At 65.7% G+C, this 15,334-nt stretch carries 11 protein-coding genes; 3 read left to right on the top strand and 8 right to left on the bottom strand.

Features of this window, described 5'->3' with window-relative positions; translation table 11 throughout:
• The 3 genes from Q0030_RS20425 to ggt all read right to left on the bottom strand — a co-directional run bounded on the left by Q0030_RS20425 (position 1) and on the right by ggt (position 4,303).
• Positions 1–897: an NAD(P)-dependent oxidoreductase gene (locus Q0030_RS20425; RefSeq protein WP_298370942.1), complete on the bottom strand. Its 897-nt coding sequence runs from the start codon at positions 895–897 to the stop codon at positions 1–3.
• A gap of 188 nt (positions 898–1,085) precedes the next feature.
• Complete coding sequence (locus Q0030_RS20420; protein ID WP_298370940.1) at positions 1,086–2,384, bottom strand: MFS transporter; 1,299 nt, start codon at positions 2,382–2,384, stop codon at positions 1,086–1,088.
• Positions 2,385–2,557: 173 nt separating this feature from the next.
• Complete coding sequence (gene ggt / locus Q0030_RS20415) at positions 2,558–4,303, bottom strand: gamma-glutamyltransferase (RefSeq protein WP_298370938.1); 1,746 nt, start codon at positions 4,301–4,303, stop codon at positions 2,558–2,560.
• A 125-nt stretch (positions 4,304–4,428) separates the two neighbouring features.
• Between ggt and Q0030_RS20410 the strand changes: the two genes are divergently transcribed.
• A complete protein-coding gene (locus Q0030_RS20410) occupies positions 4,429–5,808 on the top strand; it encodes an MFS transporter (protein WP_298370935.1) in 1,380 nt (459 codons plus the stop codon).
• A 240-nt stretch (positions 5,809–6,048) separates the two neighbouring features.
• Here Q0030_RS20410 and purH read toward each other — a convergent pair whose 3' ends face one another.
• The 3 genes from purH to Q0030_RS20395 form a co-directional block, all read right to left on the bottom strand.
• On the bottom strand, positions 6,049–7,641 hold the full coding sequence (gene purH, locus Q0030_RS20405; protein ID WP_298370932.1) for a bifunctional phosphoribosylaminoimidazolecarboxamide formyltransferase/IMP cyclohydrolase: 1,593 nt from the start codon (positions 7,639–7,641) through the stop codon (positions 6,049–6,051).
• 84 nt (positions 7,642–7,725) lie between these two features.
• A complete protein-coding gene (locus Q0030_RS20400; protein WP_298370929.1) occupies positions 7,726–9,477 on the bottom strand; it encodes a heparinase II/III family protein in 1,752 nt (583 codons plus the stop codon).
• Positions 9,478–9,614: 137 nt separating this feature from the next.
• Positions 9,615–10,961 carry an RsmB/NOP family class I SAM-dependent RNA methyltransferase gene (locus Q0030_RS20395; protein ID WP_298370927.1) on the bottom strand — a complete coding sequence of 449 codons (1,347 nt, stop codon included), beginning with the start codon at positions 10,959–10,961 and terminating at the stop codon, positions 9,615–9,617.
• A 174-nt stretch (positions 10,962–11,135) separates the two neighbouring features.
• On the opposite strand from Q0030_RS20395, the gene Q0030_RS20390 reads away from it, so the two are divergent.
• A complete protein-coding gene (locus Q0030_RS20390; RefSeq protein WP_298370925.1) occupies positions 11,136–11,363 on the top strand; it encodes a succinate dehydrogenase assembly factor 4 in 228 nt (75 codons plus the stop codon).
• A gap of 40 nt (positions 11,364–11,403) precedes the next feature.
• Positions 11,404–12,012: a thermonuclease family protein gene (locus Q0030_RS20385; RefSeq protein WP_298370922.1), complete on the top strand. Its 609-nt coding sequence runs from the start codon at positions 11,404–11,406 to the stop codon at positions 12,010–12,012.
• 304 nt (positions 12,013–12,316) lie between these two features.
• Here Q0030_RS20385 and Q0030_RS20380 read toward each other — a convergent pair whose 3' ends face one another.
• Positions 12,317–12,832, bottom strand: coding sequence for a L,D-transpeptidase (locus Q0030_RS20380; protein ID WP_298370919.1), 516 nt, complete (start codon positions 12,830–12,832; stop codon positions 12,317–12,319).
• A gap of 457 nt (positions 12,833–13,289) precedes the next feature.
• Positions 13,290–15,242 (bottom strand): acetate--CoA ligase, encoded by a 1,953-nt coding sequence (gene acs / locus Q0030_RS20375; protein WP_298370917.1) that lies wholly within the window; start codon positions 15,240–15,242, stop codon positions 13,290–13,292.
• Between the last annotated feature and the right edge of the window lie 92 nt (positions 15,243–15,334).

The raw sequence follows: 15,334 nt of genomic DNA, 5'->3' as shown, positions 1-15,334 counted from the left end.
TTAACGCGACGTCTGCGCTCCGCCCGCCGACGGCAGCGCCTGTACGGCGACGCCGGGTGGCGGCACATCGTCGTCGGGCACGAAGAAATCCGACATCAACGGCACCGATGGATCGACGCGGTAGCGCTCGAAGTCGCGCACGCCGTTGGCGTAGAGCACCTTGTCGTCGATGCAGAAATTGCCGGTGAACTCGCGCGATGGCCGCGTGACGATCGCGTAGGCCGCATCGCCCATGATCTCGGGCGTGCGGCTCGCGCGCATCATGGCGTCGCCGCCGAGCAGATTGCCGACCGCGGCCGTTGCGATCGTGGTGCGCGGCCACAGCGCATTGACCGCAATGCCTGAAGATTTTTGCTCGCCGGCCAGCCCAAGCACGCACATGCTCATGCCGAACTTCGCCATCGTGTAAGCGGTCGAGTGCTCGAACCACTTCGTCTTCATGTCGAGCGGCGGCGACAGCATCAGGATGTGTGGATTCTCCGCCTTCTTCAGATGCGGAATGCAGTATTTCGACACCATGAAGGTGCCGCGGGTGTTGATCCCCATCATGAGATCGTACCGCTTCATGTCGGTCGCCTGCGAATTGGTCAAGCTGATGGCGCTGGCATTGTTGACGCAGATATCGATGCCGCCGAATTCGGCGACGGTAGTGTCGATCGCCGCCATCACCTGGGCCTCGTCCCTGATGTCGCAGAGCACCGGCAGCGCCTTGCCACCGGCGGCGCGGACCTCGTCGGCGGCAGTGTAGATCGTGCCCTTCAGCTTCGGATGCGGCTCGGCGGTCTTCGCCGCGATCGCAACATTGGCGCCGTCACGCGCGGCGCGCAGCGCGATCGCAAGCCCGATGCCGCGGCTCGCACCCGAGATGAACAGCGTCTTGCCTTTGAGCGATGTCATGCGACGGCTCCTCTTTAGTTAGGGACGCACCATTGTCAGGCTCCCTCTCCCCTTGTGGGAGAGGGTTGGGGGTGAGGGGTACGCCACATACACCGTCTTCGCGGCCACCCCCCTCCCTAGCCCTCCCCCACAAGGGGGGGAGGGAACGACGGAGCAAGTGTCGCGGCCATCGCGCAACTCTCACAGCTCTACCCACCCGCATGCAGTACGCGCCCGCGCGTTTCCGGCAGCGCGTAGGCGGCGATGAAGAACACGGCATAGGCCGCCACCGCGAAGATCGCGATCGCGTTGGCGAGCGTCGTGGTGGTCGAGAGTGCGCCGACCAGGAACGGAAACAGCGCGCCGACGCCGCGGCCGAAATTGTAGCAGAAGCCCTGGCCGGAGCCGCGCAGCCGGGTTGGATAGAGCTCGGTCAGGAACGCGCCCATGCCTGAGAAATAGCCTGAGGCGAAGAAGCCGAGCGGGAAGCCCAGCACCCACAGCACCTCGTTGGAGAGCGGCAATTGGGTATAGAGCAGCACGACTGCGATGGCGCCGAGCGAGAAGATCAGGAACAGATTGCGTCGGCCGATCCGGTCGGCAAGCCAGGCGCCGACCAGATAGCCGATGAACGAGCCGATGATCAGCGTCGCGAGATAGCCGGTCGAGCCGACCACCGAGAGCTTGCGCTCGGTGGTGAGGAAGCGCGGTACCCAGAACGTGATGGCGTAATATCCGCCCTGCATGCCGGTGCCGACCAGCGAGGCCAGCAGCGTGGTCTTCAGGATCGGTCCCTGGAAGATCTCCCACAATGCCGCGGGCCCGCTGCCGGATGCCTGCTGCTGGGCCATCGTCGCGGCGGAGATCTCCGGCTCGGTGACATACCGGCGCAGATAGAACACCAGCAGCGCCGGCAGCGCGCCGATCACGAACATCCAGCGCCAGGCGTTTTCCGGAGGCAGGATCGAGAACAGGACCGCCTGCGCCAGCACCGCAAGGCCCCAGCCGATCGCCCAGCCCGACTGCACCGAGCCGACCGCGCGCCCGCGATATTGCGGCCGGATCGCTTCGCCGATCAGCACCGCGCCGGCCGCCCATTCGCCGCCGAAGCCGAGACCGAGCAGCGCGCGGGCGATCAGCAGCTGGTCGAAATTCTGCACCACGGCGCAGACCAGCGAGAAGAACGAGAACCAGATGATGGTGAGCTGCAGCGTCTTGACCCGCCCGATCCGGTCGGAGAGATAGCCGCCGAGCCAGCCGCCGACGGCGGAGGCCAGCAGCGTCACGGTGCCGGCGAGACCCGCGGTGCCGGCATCGACCTTCCACAGCGTGATGATGGTGCCGATCACGAGCGGATAGATCATGAAATCCATGCCGTCGAGCGTCCAGCCCGAGGCGCAGGCCCAGAACGTGCGCCGCTCCGGCAGGTTCATGTCGCGATAGAAGGCGAGGAGACTGGTGTCCTCGATCTCTGCGACTTCGATTGATTTGGATTCGGCCGTGCTCATGCGCGTTCCCCGGAGAAATCATTCACCGGCTGTTTGCGATCCGCGGCCGGAGTTGCGCGGACCGCCAATCTATCGCGATGTTGCAGGCCGGGCAAAGCCGCGTTTGCCCTCTAGGTCTTTAGTTTGAGCATGATCTTTTCGGAAAACCGCTTCGCACTTTTCCGGATCAAGCTCTAGTATCCAGCCGCCTCCGACCCGCGCGTGCGCGGATCGGGTGCGCCGAGCAGACCATTGGTCGTGACGACGATCGAGTTCGCGGAGGAGTAGCCGAGCGGCTCGACCGGTTTGTGGCCCTTGGCGCGCAGTTCGGCGAGCACCTCGTCGGGAAATCCGCGCTCGATCCGGACCTCGTCGGGTAGCCATTGATGATGCATGCGGGGCGCCGCCACCGCGGCCGCGATGTCCATCTTGTAGTCGATGACGTCGACGATGATCTGCGTCACCGCGGAGATGATGCGGCTGCCGCCCGGCGATCCCGTCACCAGCACCGGCTTGCCGTCCTTCAGCACGATGGTCGGCGACATTGACGACAGCGGGCGCTTGCCGGGTCCCGGCAGATTGGCCTCGAAGCCGACCAGGCCGAACGCGTTGGAGGCGCCCGGCGCCGCGGTGAAATCGTCGAGCTCGTTGTTGAGCAGCACGCCGGTGCCGTCGGCGACGAGGCCGACGCCGTAGGGGAAGTTCAGCGTGTAGGTGTTGCTGACGGCGTTGCCGCTGGCGTCGACCACCGAATAATGCGTGGTGTTGTCGCCCTCATGCGGCTGCTTGGCGTTGCGCACATCGGTCCAGGGCGTGGCGCGGGCGAGGTCGATGGTCGCGCGCTGGCGGGCGGCATAATCCTTGTCGATCAGCAGCTGGGTCGGCGCGTCGACGAAGGCGGGATCGCCGAGATAGCGGGCGCGATCGGCATAGGCTCGCTTCATCGCCTCGATCATGACATGCAGCGAGGCGGCCGAGCCCTGCTTCATGTCGGACATCGGAAAGCCTTCGAGGATGTTGAGGATCTCCAGCAGCACGACGCCGCCGGAAGAAGGCTGCGGCATCGAGACGATGTCGTGGCCGCGATAGCTGCCGCGGATCGGCGTGCGGATCACCGGCTGGTAGGCTTTCAGATCCTCGATCGTAAGGATGCCGCCGGCATTCTTGATTCCGCTGACGAGCTTCTCGGCGACCGTGCCCTCGTAGAAGCCGCGCGGCCCCTGCTCGGCAATTGCCGTCAGCGTCGTTGCAAGATCGCCCTGGATCAGGCGGTCGCCTTCATGCAGCGGCGTGCCGTCGGCATGCGAGAACGTCTTGGCCGAATTCGGCCAGCGCGACATGCGGCGATACATGTCCGCCAGCGTGTCCGACGTGTCGTCGGTGACGATGAAGCCGTCGCGGGCGAGATCAATCGCGGGCTTGACGATCTGCGCCAGCGTGAACTTGCCGGAGCCGTATTTCTCCAGCGCCAGCGCGAGACCCGCGACCGTGCCGGGCACGCCGATCGCGAGCGCGGAGTTGCGCGACTTGTCCGGATCGGGTTTGCCATCGGCATTCAGGAACATGTCGCGCGTCGCGGCCTGCGGCGCGGTTTCGCGATAGTCGATTGCGACATCTTCACTGCGGCCGGCGAGATGGATCACCATGAAACCGCCGCCGCCGATATTGCCGGCGCGCGGATAGGTCACCGCCATCGCAAAGCCGGTGGCGACCGCGGCGTCGACTGCGTTGCCGCCTTGCCGCAGGATGTCGGCACCGACCCGCGCGGCCAGCTTCTCCTGCGCCACCACCATGCCGTTTTCGGCGCGGATGCTTTGAATCGTATTGGTGGCCGAGGGCTCGTAAGCGCGACGTTGCACCTGGCCGAGGGCCGGTGTCGCGATGCCGATCAGCAGGAGAGCGGCAAACAGCCGTCGCGACATGGTTGCTGTCAGCGCCATCGAAATGTCCTGCCCTGTTCATCGCCGTATCAGCAAACCGGCCCATGCTATATGGGAACGGATTGAAGCGGCAAAAGCCTGCCTGTGGTTCGAGTTTGGGAATATCTTTCGCGATGACGGCAACAATGCAGACGGGCACTGAACATGTGAAGGCCTACACCAAGGTCTATCCTGGCCGCGCAGCCGTCATTAGCTGGATCTTCTTCGACTGGGCCGCGCAGCCCTATTTCACGCTGATCACGACCTTCGTGTTCGCGCCGTATTTCGCGAGCTTCGTCGCGCCCGATGCTGCAAGCGGGCAGGCGCTGTGGGGCTTTGCCACCGCGGCCGCGGGACTTGCGATCGCGCTGCTGTCGCCGGTGCTGGGTGCGATCGCCGATGCCAGCGGCCGGCGCAAGCCGTGGATCGCTGTTTTCGGCGCGCTGCTGGTGATCGGCTCTAGCGCGATGTGGATCGGCAAGCCAGGTAACCCCGACATCATTCCCATGCTGCTGCTCGCCTATGCGATCGCCAGCGTCGGCGTCGAGTTCGCGACCGTGTTCAACAATGCGATGATGCCGACCTTGGTGCCGCCCGACAGGATCGGGCGGCTCTCCGGCACCGGCTGGGCCACCGGGTATGTCGGCGGCATTTTGAGCCTCGTGCTGGTGCTCGGCTTCCTTGCCGCTAATGCCGAGACCGGCCGCACGCTGTTCGGTTTCACGCCGCTGTTCGGTCTCGATCCCGTCATGCACGAAGGCGATCGCATCACCGGGCCGTTGACCGGGCTGTGGTTCATCATCTTCGTGACGCCGATGTTCCTGTTCACGCCGGATTATCCGGCGAAGCGGCCACTGCGCGAGGCGCTCGGCGAAGGTCTGCGCGAGCTCAGGGAATCATTGGCCAGCCTGCCGAAGCAGAAGTCGCTGGCGCGGTTCCTGCTGGCGAACATGATCTACACCGACGGGCTGGTTTCGCTGTTCGCGTTCGGCGGCATCTATGCCGCCGGCACGTTCGGCTGGGACACCATCCGGATCGGCACCTTCGGCATCATCCTGGCGGTGGCCGGGACGTTCGGCGGCTGGCTCGGCGGCAAGCTCGACGATGCGTTCGGGCCGAAACGCGTGATCACCGGCAGTCTCGTGATCCTGTTGTTTGCGATCGTCGTGATCCTCACCGTGAACAAGGATTCCATCCTGTTCATCCCGGTCGCGCCGCCGGTGCCGGGCGGTCCATTGTTCGCGGGCGCCGCCGAGCGCGCCTATATCGTGCTCGGTTGCCTGATCGGCGCCACCGGCGCGCCGTTGCAGGCGGCCTCGCGCTCGCTCCTGATTCGCCTCGCGCCGAAGGATCGCATCGCGCAGTATTTTGGACTGTTCGCGCTGACCGGAAAGGTAACGTCTTTCATCGGCCCGCTCTTGATCGGCGCGATCACGGCAGCGACCGCGAGCCAGAAGTACGGCATGGCCGTGCTGGTGGCGTTCTTCGTGGTGGGGCTGGTGTTGCTGGCGAAGGTGCGCGAGTAAACCACCGGCTGTCGTCCCGGCCAAGCGAAGCGCGAGCCGGGATCCATAACCACCGCTGCTCGTGTTGCGCTGCGCTGGAGCCCCAGCTTGTTCTAACAACGGACGCCTGTGGTTATGGGTCCCTGCTTTCGCAGGGACGACAGCTTCGTAGCCCGGATGCAGCGAAGCGCAATCCGGGGTCTTGGTCCGCGGAGAAACCGTCCCGGATTTCGCTTCGCTGCATCCGGGCTACGGATCCAATCAATGCCTAAAATGCCGCACGCCGGTGAACACCATGGCGATGCCGTGCTCGTCGGCGGCCTTGATCACCTCGTCGTCGCGCATCGAGCCACCGGGCTGGATCACCGCGGTCGCGCCGGCCTCGATGCAGGCGAGCATGCCGTCGGCGAACGGGAAGAACGCGTCGGAGGCGACCACCGAACCCTTGGTCAGGGGCTCGGCGAGCTTCAGCTCCGCCGCCGCATCCAGCGCCTTGCGCGCGGCGATGCGCGCGGAGTCCACGCGGCTCATCTGGCCGGCGCCGATGCCGACGGTGGCGAGATCCTTGGCATAGATGATGGTGTTCGACTTGACGTGTTTTGCCACCCGGAAGGCGAATTTGAGGTCGCGCAGCTCGGCGTCGGTCGGCGCGCGCTTGGTCGCGATCTTCAGGTTCATGTCCTCGACCACGGCATTGTCGCGGCTCTGCACCAGCAGGCCGCCGGCAACGGTCTTGGCGGTGAGGCCGAGCGCACGCGCGTTCGGCAGGCCGCCGGCGAGCAGCAGGCGCAGATTGCGCCGGCCGGCGATGATCGAGATCGCCTCGTCGGTCGCATCAGGCGCGATGATCACCTCGGTGAAGATGCCGATGATGGCACGCGCGGCATCCGCATCGAGCTTGCGGTTGACCGCGATGATGCCGCCATAGGCCGAGGTGGAGTCGCAGGCGAGCGCGCGGGCATAGGCGGTGGCGAGATCCGGACCCTCGGCGACGCCGCAGGGGTTGGCGTGCTTGACGATGACGCAGGCCGCGGTGCGCTGCGGGTCGAACTCGCCGACGCATTCATAGGCCGCATCGGTGTCGTTGATGTTGTTGTAGGACAGTTCCTTGCCCTGCAATTGGCGTGCGGTCGCGACGCCCGGACGCTTCTCCGGCGTGGCGTAGAACGCCGCGGTCTGGTGCGGGTTCTCGCCGTAGCGCAGCGACTGGATCAGCCTGCCGCCGAAGGCGCGGAAGTCCGGCGCCTTGGTGTCGAGCTGTACGGCAAACCAGTTCGAGATCGCAGCGTCATAGGCCGCGGTGCGCGCATAGGCCTTGGCGGCAAGCCGCCGGCGCAGGCCAAGCGAGGTCGCGCCCTTGTGCGCGGCGAGCTCGTCGAGCACGGCTTGATAGTCATTCGCCTCGACCACCACAGCGACGTCGTCATGGTTCTTCGCCGCGGCGCGGATCATCGCGGGACCGCCGATGTCGATGTTCTCGATGCATTCCTCGAAGCCGGCACCTTTGTCGACGGTGGCCTCGAACGGATAGAGGTTGACGACCAGGAGGTCGATCGGGGCGATGCCGTGCGAGGCCATCGCCGCGGCGTGTTCCTTGTTGTCGCGGATCGCGAGCAGGCCGCCATGCACCTTCGGATGCAGCGTCTTGACCCGGCCGTCCATCATCTCAGGGAAACCGGTGAGCTCGGAGACGTCCTTGACCCGCAGCCCGGCCGCCGCGATCGCCTTGGCGGTGCCCCCGGTCGAGACCAGCTCGACGCCATGGTCGGCCAGCGCCTTGGCGAAATCGATCAGTCCGGTCTTGTCGGAAACGGACAACAGAGCGCGGGTCACGCGGCGAAGCTGCTCGGTCATATAGAAAATCCCTGGCTGTTAAGGCAGCCGGGTAGCATGGTTTGGCAGGGTTCGGAACCGTGAAGGGCCGGTTTGGCCACAAATTTACAGCGGCAGTTCCGGCTCGCGGCGGGCGTTGCGGCGGGCGTTGGTGGCGGTGGCCGAGGTCGAGGAGCGCACGAAGCTCCAGCGGATACTGGCGGCCTGCCTTGCGTCCTGCCGGATCACGATCTGGGAGGTGCGGCGCGGGCCGTCATTGCCGGCCAGGAACACGCTGTCCTCGAGGTCGACCTTGTCGTCCATCGCCTCGAAGGTCCAGACGTCGCGGTTGGGCAGCACCAGCATCACGCCGCGGGCGTCGGACAGCCGGCTCGCCTTCACCGAGGGGTGCAAATGGAAGCGAAGCGCGAAATCGGCCTCGCTGCCCTTGATGCGGCCGCCGGGTGCCGGCGACAGCGAGTCCTCGCCCTCCATCCGCGTGCCGTCCTGGGCGATCATCAGCACGCGGCGGTGAATCACGCCGAAGCGCGAGAGATAGCCGTCATGCGAGGCGGTCAGCACGTCGCCGTCGGGGATGGCTTCGCGGTAGCTCTCGACATTGCTGGGCCCGCTGGTGACCGGAGCGCCGCGCAACAGCCGCTTCATCGCCGACAGCTCGACGAACTGGCACGACGAGGTGTCGCGATAGGTCAGCGTCGAATGCGCCGCGGTGGAGCGTGCGAACGGCCGCCAATTGTCGCGCCCGGTGTTCGGCATGCCGCAATTGACGACGATGCGGCTCACCCCGGACGACAGCTCAAACGACAGGCAGCCGGCATGCGCATCCTGGCTGACGCTGGCCGGTGGCGGCGGGCCGGTGTCGATGATCAGGGTCATGTTGCCGGCATCGAGGCGCTGGAAGCCGGTGTGCGGCATGCTCGCCATCGGCACACCGCGGGTGTCGTCATAGGCGAGCAGCGTCGCGACAAGATCGGATGGCGCGGTGCTCATGCCGTTGAACAGCGCGAAGCTGCCGTCGCCGTGCCGGAAGAAGCGCAGCATCGGCATCATGCGGTCGATCGCGTTGAGCAGCGCCGGCGGCGGCGCGATATTCCGTGCGGCAAAGGTCTGCCGCAGCGGCAGCAGATCGCTGAGCAGCTCGACCAGCGCGCCGGGATTGCGCGAGATGTGGCCGCCATCGGGCAGGATCTGGCGCTGCAATTCGTCGGACAGCCTGCGCGTGGCGGATTTGATGTTGCGCGCCTGGTTGGCGAGGCAGAGCGACGCGTAGCACAGCGCGATCAGCACCTGCAGGCGCGGCACGCCGTCATTGTCGAGCGTCGCGTGGCGCAGATAGCGGATCTCGCGCGCCAGCCCGCGCAGATATTTGCGGTAGAATTTTCCGTCGGTGTCGCCGAGCACCAATGGCGCCTGCGACAGCAGCGAGATCACCCGCCGTGCGCGCACGTCGGCGCGGCGCTCCAGCGGCCGCTTGCGGGCCTGGTTGGAGATCCAGTCGTCGACCAGCGAGCGGGCATTGGCCCGGGTCAGCGCGGTGTCGGCGGCACGCAGATGGCGCAGCCAGCCGAAGCCGAGCAGGGCGGCTTCCCAATCCTCCGACGGCGGTTCGAGATCGAAGATCGAGCGGCCGTGGCAGGTGACGATCTTGCCGGCGAACACGAATCGCCCGGCATAGATCTCGGCAGCGCGGGTGGCGTCGGCGGTCCGGAGGTCGTGCGGGGCGATGATCAGCCGGTCGGTGCGGCCGGGCCAGAGCCGCGACAGCGCAACCGTGCTCCCGCTGGCGCGTGCGAGCAGGCTGCGGGCAAAGCGGCCAGCAATCAGCGTCGAGATGCGTCTGCTTTGAGCGACCGACACGCCTAACCTTGCGGGGAGGGAATTTTCAACGAATCCTTATTTAATCCGGAAACGCGGCCAAGACACCTTCTTGATATACAAGACACCCTCTTGATACCGCACGAATCACTTCGAGCTTAGAAGACTGAAGTTTAAAATCAGGATTTGATCAGCCGGGCGGCGTAAAAACCGTCCAGCCCGCCGAGCCGCGGGTCGGCGTTGGGCAGATGGCTGGGCAGGGTGCGCAGATCGCCGTCGGCGGTAATGATGCCGTCGAGGCCGGCGACCTCGTCCTTCTCGACCGGCGCACGGCGCAGGCCTGATTCGCTGGCCAGCAGCGCGGCAATCGCGTGCTCGCCTTCCTCCGGCTCCAGCGAACAGGTGCAATAGACCAGCGTGCCGCCTGGCTTCAGCAGATGGGTGGCCTTATGCAGCAGCCGCTTCTGTAGCGCCGACAGCGCAGCGATGTCGCCTTCCTGGCGCAGCCAGGCGACGTCGGGATGGCGGCGGATGGTTCCCGTCGAGGTGCAGGGCGCATCGACCAGAATACCGTCAAAGCTCGCGGCTTCCGCCGGCCATTCGGCGGCGTCGGCGACGACCGTCTCGGCCTGCAACGCCAGCCGGGTGAGATTGTCGCGCAGCCGCGCGACCCGCGCGGGCGAGCGATCGACCGCGGTGACCTGTGCGCCGGCCAGCGCGAGCTGGGCCGTCTTGCCGCCGGGCGCGGCGCAGAGATCTGCGACCCGCTTGTCCTTGATGTCGCCGAACAGGCGCACCGGAAGTGCGGCGGCGGCGTCCTGCACCCACCATTGGCCCTCGGCAAAGCCCGGCAGCATCGTCACGGAACCCTGCAGCAGCGTGCGCACGGTTCCCGTCGGCAGTATCTCGCCGTGCAGGCGGCTCGCCCATTGCGGCGCGTCGGACTTCACCGTGAGATCGAGCGACGGCTCGTGGCCGAGCGCCAGCGCCATGTCGCGCGCGGTGGCCTCGCCGTAATGCGCGTTCCAGCGCGCCAGCATCCATTGCGGCAGGTCCAGCGTCTGCATGCTGATCTCGTCGATCAGGCCCTGGCCCTCGCGCGCGCAACGGCGCAGCACGGCGTTGACGAGCCCGGCATATTTCGCCGCGCGCCGGTCCGACTGCACCAGCCGCACCGAGAGATCGACCGCGGCATGGTCAGGCACATCCATCCACAGGATCTGCGCGGCGCCGATCAGGAGCGCGCTCTGCGCGCGCGGTGCATCGGTCGGGACGCCGCGGTCGAGCAGGCGCGACAGCAGATGGCCGAGCGTGCCGAGCTTGCGCAGGATGGTCGACACCAGCCGGCGCATCAGCGCGCGGTCGCGATCGGCCAGCGATTTCAGGCCGGGATGCGCGCCGGCGCCGTCGAGCTGATCGTCGAGCGTGCGGTGCTTGTGCAGCACGCCATCGAGGATGTCGGCCGCGATGCGGCGCGCCGCGAGACCGGGGACTTCGGCAGGGACTGCAAATCTTGAAGGAGGCATGGAGCGGAGATATCTCGAAGGTGCTGAGTTACATTCGGCTCATGCCATCAACTCGAAAACACCTCTGGCATGCGAATATGCCAAATGTAAGAATCGTCTTGCGGGATTTTGTGATCGTGATGCCGTCACTGAGCCAGCACCAAGATACGAAATTCGCAGGCAGAAAGTTTTGTCATGTCTGAGAAATCGCCATCGTCCTCGCCACCGGAACCCGCGCCGCGCAAGCCGTTGACGCCGGCCGCGCAGCGCGCGCTCGCCGAGGCCGCAGCGCGGCGCAAGGCGGCCGAGGAGCTGGCCGCGCAGGATGCAGCCGCGCGGCCGAAGGAATTCCAGGGCCCGAAGGGGCCGGAACCGACGCGTTATGGCGATTGGGAGACCAAGGGCATCGCCTCGGACTTCTGAGGGCCTTGTCTGATGGCCCGACTCGGACCAGTCTGGGAATATGTCCCCATACGAGAGAATAAATCCTTATCGTGGGACGGGACGTCCGCCCTTTCGCCGCTCGCCTTGGGGCCGCCGCGTCTCGGCGGCGCTGCCGTGGGTGTTCGTCCTCGGGATTGCCGTCGGCAGCATGCTGCCGATCCGCCGATGGGTGCCTCAATGGGTGCCCTTGCCGTCGCACTGGTCGTTGAGCCGGTCGCGTGATGCCGAAATGATCTGGCAGCGCGGCGGCGCGCCCGACGCGCGCCATGCTGTCGATGTCATCAGGACGATCGATGGCGACACGTTCGAGGCGCGAGTGCATCTCGCGCCGGGACCCGATCTGTACACGCGGGTCCGGCTGCGCGGCATCGATGCGCCGGAGCTGAAAGCGTCGTGCGCGCGCGAACTGCAAATGGCGCAAGCGGCGACGGTGGCGCTGCGCGATCTGCTCGGCCAGGGTGATGTCGCGATCTATAATATCGGTCCCGACAAATATCAGGGCCGCGTCGTCGCCGACGTCGCGACCAAGAAAACCGACAACGTCTCGGCCGCGCTGCTCGCAGCCGGTCATGCCCGCGCCTACAATGGCGGCCACCGCTTCGGCTGGTGCGGAAATTTCGCGCGGTAGAGCAAGATGAAGTTAGGTTGAGCTGGCGACCGCAAGGACGCTGCGCTCCCTCTCCCGCTTGCGGGGGAGGGCTGGGGTGGCGGTATTGCCGCGAATCCCATCGCGGAGAGAGCCCCCACCCGCCGCGCTACGCGCGTCGGCCTCCCCCGCAAGCGGGAGAGGCGAAGCGAGTCTGCGGCTCGGCTGATTCAACCAAAAATCATCTTGCTCTAGGCAATAGCGTCATCGCCGCGACGACGCAGGAGAGGCAAACAAAAAGCCGCGCAGCTGCGCGGCTTTTCTTTCGGCGAAGCGCCGTGCGCGATCAGCGGGTGACGACGACCGTCGTGCCGACCGAGACGCGCTGATAGAGATCAGTGATGTCGGTGTTCAGCATGCGGATGCAGCCGTAGGAGACGAAGCCGCCGACCGAACCCGGCACGTTGGTGCCGTGGATCGCATATTCGCCGCCGGCCAGCGTCATCGCGGCGACGCCCATCGGGTTCGCGGGCGAACCGCCTGCGATCACGTTCGGAATGCTCGGCTTGTCGCGCTTGACCTCGGCGGGCGGCGACCAGGCCGGGTTGCGATACTTGCCGTCGATCCGGGTGGTGCCGGCCCACTGCTTGCCGGACTTGCCGACGCCGACCGGGTAACGCATCGCGTGGCCGGAATCGAGAATGAGGTAGAGCCGCCGTTCGTTGGTCTTCACCACGATGGTGCCCGGCTCATAATTGTCGGCGTGTATTCCGACCATTTCCGGCCGCGCTTCGGCCGTCTGCGACATCACAACAACAGCACCAAGGGTGGCAGCCAACGCCACCGCAAACTTCATCGACATCAACCTCTCCACTTCCCAACAGCTCCGGTAAAGGAGCCAAAAACGAAGGTGCAGAGCCCTGAAAAAACCGGGCCCGCCGGTCTCGCGCACGCAATATTAACCGCGTGTCTTAACCGGGTGGTTTCACACCGGCCGCGAGACACGTCCTGATGGTGGGGAGAAAAGGAAAAGTTCGGATTAAAGTAAATGACCGGAAAACAACACTTGGCCACAAACGCGCCGCAATGGCGCCTCGCCTCTGACAATCCCGTGAAATGGCCGGCCTCAGAGTGTGATGAGATTACGCTGAATGGCGGTCGCGACCGTGGTGTGCTCCCTCTTCCGCCCGCGGGAGAGGCGTAGCCAGTCCCGCGTGAGATGCCTTCAACCTGACGTCATGATGCTGCGGAAAGGCGAAGGGCCGCGGCGGTGATCGCACGCGGCCCTTGTTCGATATTCCGATCTTGCTGCCGCCGGCCTACGCCGTCGCGCCCTTCTTGTTCTGCCGGTTCTGCACGAGGTCGTCGACCACGGCTGGATCGGCCAAGGTCGAGGTATCGCCGAGGCTGGACGGTTCGTCCTCGGCGATCTTGCGCAGGATGCGGCGCATGATCTTGCCGGAGCGCGTCTTCGGCAGGCCGGGCGCGAACTGAATGAGGTCCGGCGAGGCGATCGGGCCGATGTCCTTGCGGACCCAGGCGACGAGCTCCTTGCGCAAGGTCTCGGTCGGCTCGGTGCCCTTCATCAGCGTGACATAGGCGTAGATGCCCTGGCCCTTGATGTCGTGCGGGTAGCCGACGACGGCGGCTTCCGACACCGCCTCATGTGCGACCAGCGAGCTCTCGACCTCGGCGGTGCCCATCCGATGGCCGGAGACGTTGATGACGTCGTCGACGCGGCCGGTGATCCAGTAGTAGCCGTCGGCATCGCGCCGGCAGCCGTCGCCGGTGAAGTACTTCCCCTTGTAGGTCGAGAAGTAGGTCTGCTCGAAGCGGGCGTGATCGCCATAGACCGTGCGCATCATCCCCGGCCACGACTTGGCTATGCAGAGATTGCCTTCGGTCGCGCCTTCCAGCGTCTTGCCATCGGCGTCGACGATCTCGGGCACCACGCCGAAGAATGGCCGTGTCGCCGATCCGGGCTTGAGCTTGGTCGCGCCCGGCAGCGGCGTGATCAGGATGCCGCCCGTCTCGGTCTGCCACCAGGTATCGACGATCGGGCAGCGGCCGTCGCCGACCACGCGGTGATACCATTCCCAGGCTTCGGGATTGATCGGCTCGCCGACCGAGCCGAGCAGGCGAAGAGAAGCGCGTGAGGTCTTCTTCACCGGCTCGTCGCCGCCCTGCATCAGCGCGCGGATCGCGGTCGGCGCGGTGTAGAAGATGTTGACCTTGTGCTTGTCGACGACGTTCCAGAAGCGCGAATTGTCGGGGTAGTTCGGTACGCCTTCGAACATCAGCGTGGTCGCGCCGTTGGCGAGCGGCCCATAGAGGATGTAGCTGTGGCCGGTGACCCAGCCGACGTCCGCGGTGCACCAGAAGATGTCGCCGTCGTGATAGTCGAAGACGTATTGATGCGTCATCGACGCATAGACGAGATAGCCGGCGGTGGTGTGCAGCACGCCCTTGGGCGTGCCGGTCGAGCCCGAGGTGTAGAGGATGAACAGCGGGTCTTCCGCGTGCATGTGCTCGCACGGGCATTCCGTCGTCACCACCTTGGCGGCCTCGTGATACCAGAGATCGCGCGCCGGGCTCATGTCGACCGCGCCGCCGGTGTGCTTGACGACCACGACCCAGTCGACGCCCTCGGTCTTGCCGAGCGCGGCATCGACATTGGCCTTCAGCGGGACCTTCTTGCCGCCGCGCAGGCCTTCATCGGCGGTGATGACCACCTTGGATTTGCAGTCGTTGATGCGCTGGGCGAGGCTGTCGGGCGAGAAGCCGCCGAACACCACCGAATGGATCGCGCCGATGCGTGCGCAGGCCAGCATCGCGTAGGCCGCTTCCGGGATCATCGGCAGATAGATCGTGACCGGATCGCCTTTCTTGACGTTCCGCGTGCGCAGGATGTTGGCCATCTTGCAGACTTCGTCATGCAGCTGCCGGTAGGTGATGTGCTTGGACTGCGAGGGATCGTCACCTTCCCAGATGATCGCGGTCTGGTCGCCGCGCTTCTCCAGATGGCGGTCGATGCAGTTCCAGGCGGCGTTCAGCACGCCGTCCTCGAACCATTTGATCGAGATGTTGCCGGGCGCAAAGGAGACGTTCTCAACCTTGTGGAAGGGCTTGATCCAGTCGATCCGCTTGCCGTGCTCGCCCCAGAAGCCGTTCGGGTCCTTGACCGAGTGCGCGTACATCTCGCGATATTTGGCGTCGTTGACATAAGCGCGCTTGGCCCAGTCGGCCGACACGTCATAGATCTTCTCGGACATCCTTTTCCTCCGCTCATTGCCGATCGCACCCAACGCGGCGGCAAGCCGTCTTGATCATTGCCGCGATTATGCGTTGCCGCATTCCGGCCCGG

The organism is uncultured Bradyrhizobium sp. (genome assembly GCF_947648125.1).
Lineage (GTDB): Bacteria > Pseudomonadota > Alphaproteobacteria > Rhizobiales > Xanthobacteraceae > Bradyrhizobium.
This window is presented reverse-complemented; position numbering and strand designations above follow the sequence as displayed.

Coding starts and splice junctions, on each gene's coding strand:
- Q0030_RS20425 (WP_298370942.1), bottom strand. CDS start 897: ATGACATCGCTCAAAGGCAAGACGCTGTTCATCTCGGGTGCGAGCCGC.
- Q0030_RS20420 (WP_298370940.1), bottom strand. CDS start 2,384: ATGAGCACGGCCGAATCCAAATCAATCGAAGTCGCAGAGATCGAGGAC.
- ggt (WP_298370938.1), bottom strand. CDS start 4,303: ATGGCGCTGACAGCAACCATGTCGCGACGGCTGTTTGCCGCTCTCCTG.
- Q0030_RS20410 (WP_298370935.1), top strand. CDS start 4,429: ATGCAGACGGGCACTGAACATGTGAAGGCCTACACCAAGGTCTATCCT.
- purH (WP_298370932.1), bottom strand. CDS start 7,641: ATGACCGAGCAGCTTCGCCGCGTGACCCGCGCTCTGTTGTCCGTTTCC.
- Q0030_RS20395 (WP_298370927.1), bottom strand. CDS start 10,961: ATGCCTCCTTCAAGATTTGCAGTCCCTGCCGAAGTCCCCGGTCTCGCG.
- Q0030_RS20390 (WP_298370925.1), top strand. CDS start 11,136: ATGTCTGAGAAATCGCCATCGTCCTCGCCACCGGAACCCGCGCCGCGC.
- Q0030_RS20385 (WP_298370922.1), top strand. CDS start 11,404: ATGTCCCCATACGAGAGAATAAATCCTTATCGTGGGACGGGACGTCCG.
- Q0030_RS20380 (WP_298370919.1), bottom strand. CDS start 12,832: ATGTCGATGAAGTTTGCGGTGGCGTTGGCTGCCACCCTTGGTGCTGTT.
- acs (WP_298370917.1), bottom strand. CDS start 15,242: ATGTCCGAGAAGATCTATGACGTGTCGGCCGACTGGGCCAAGCGCGCT.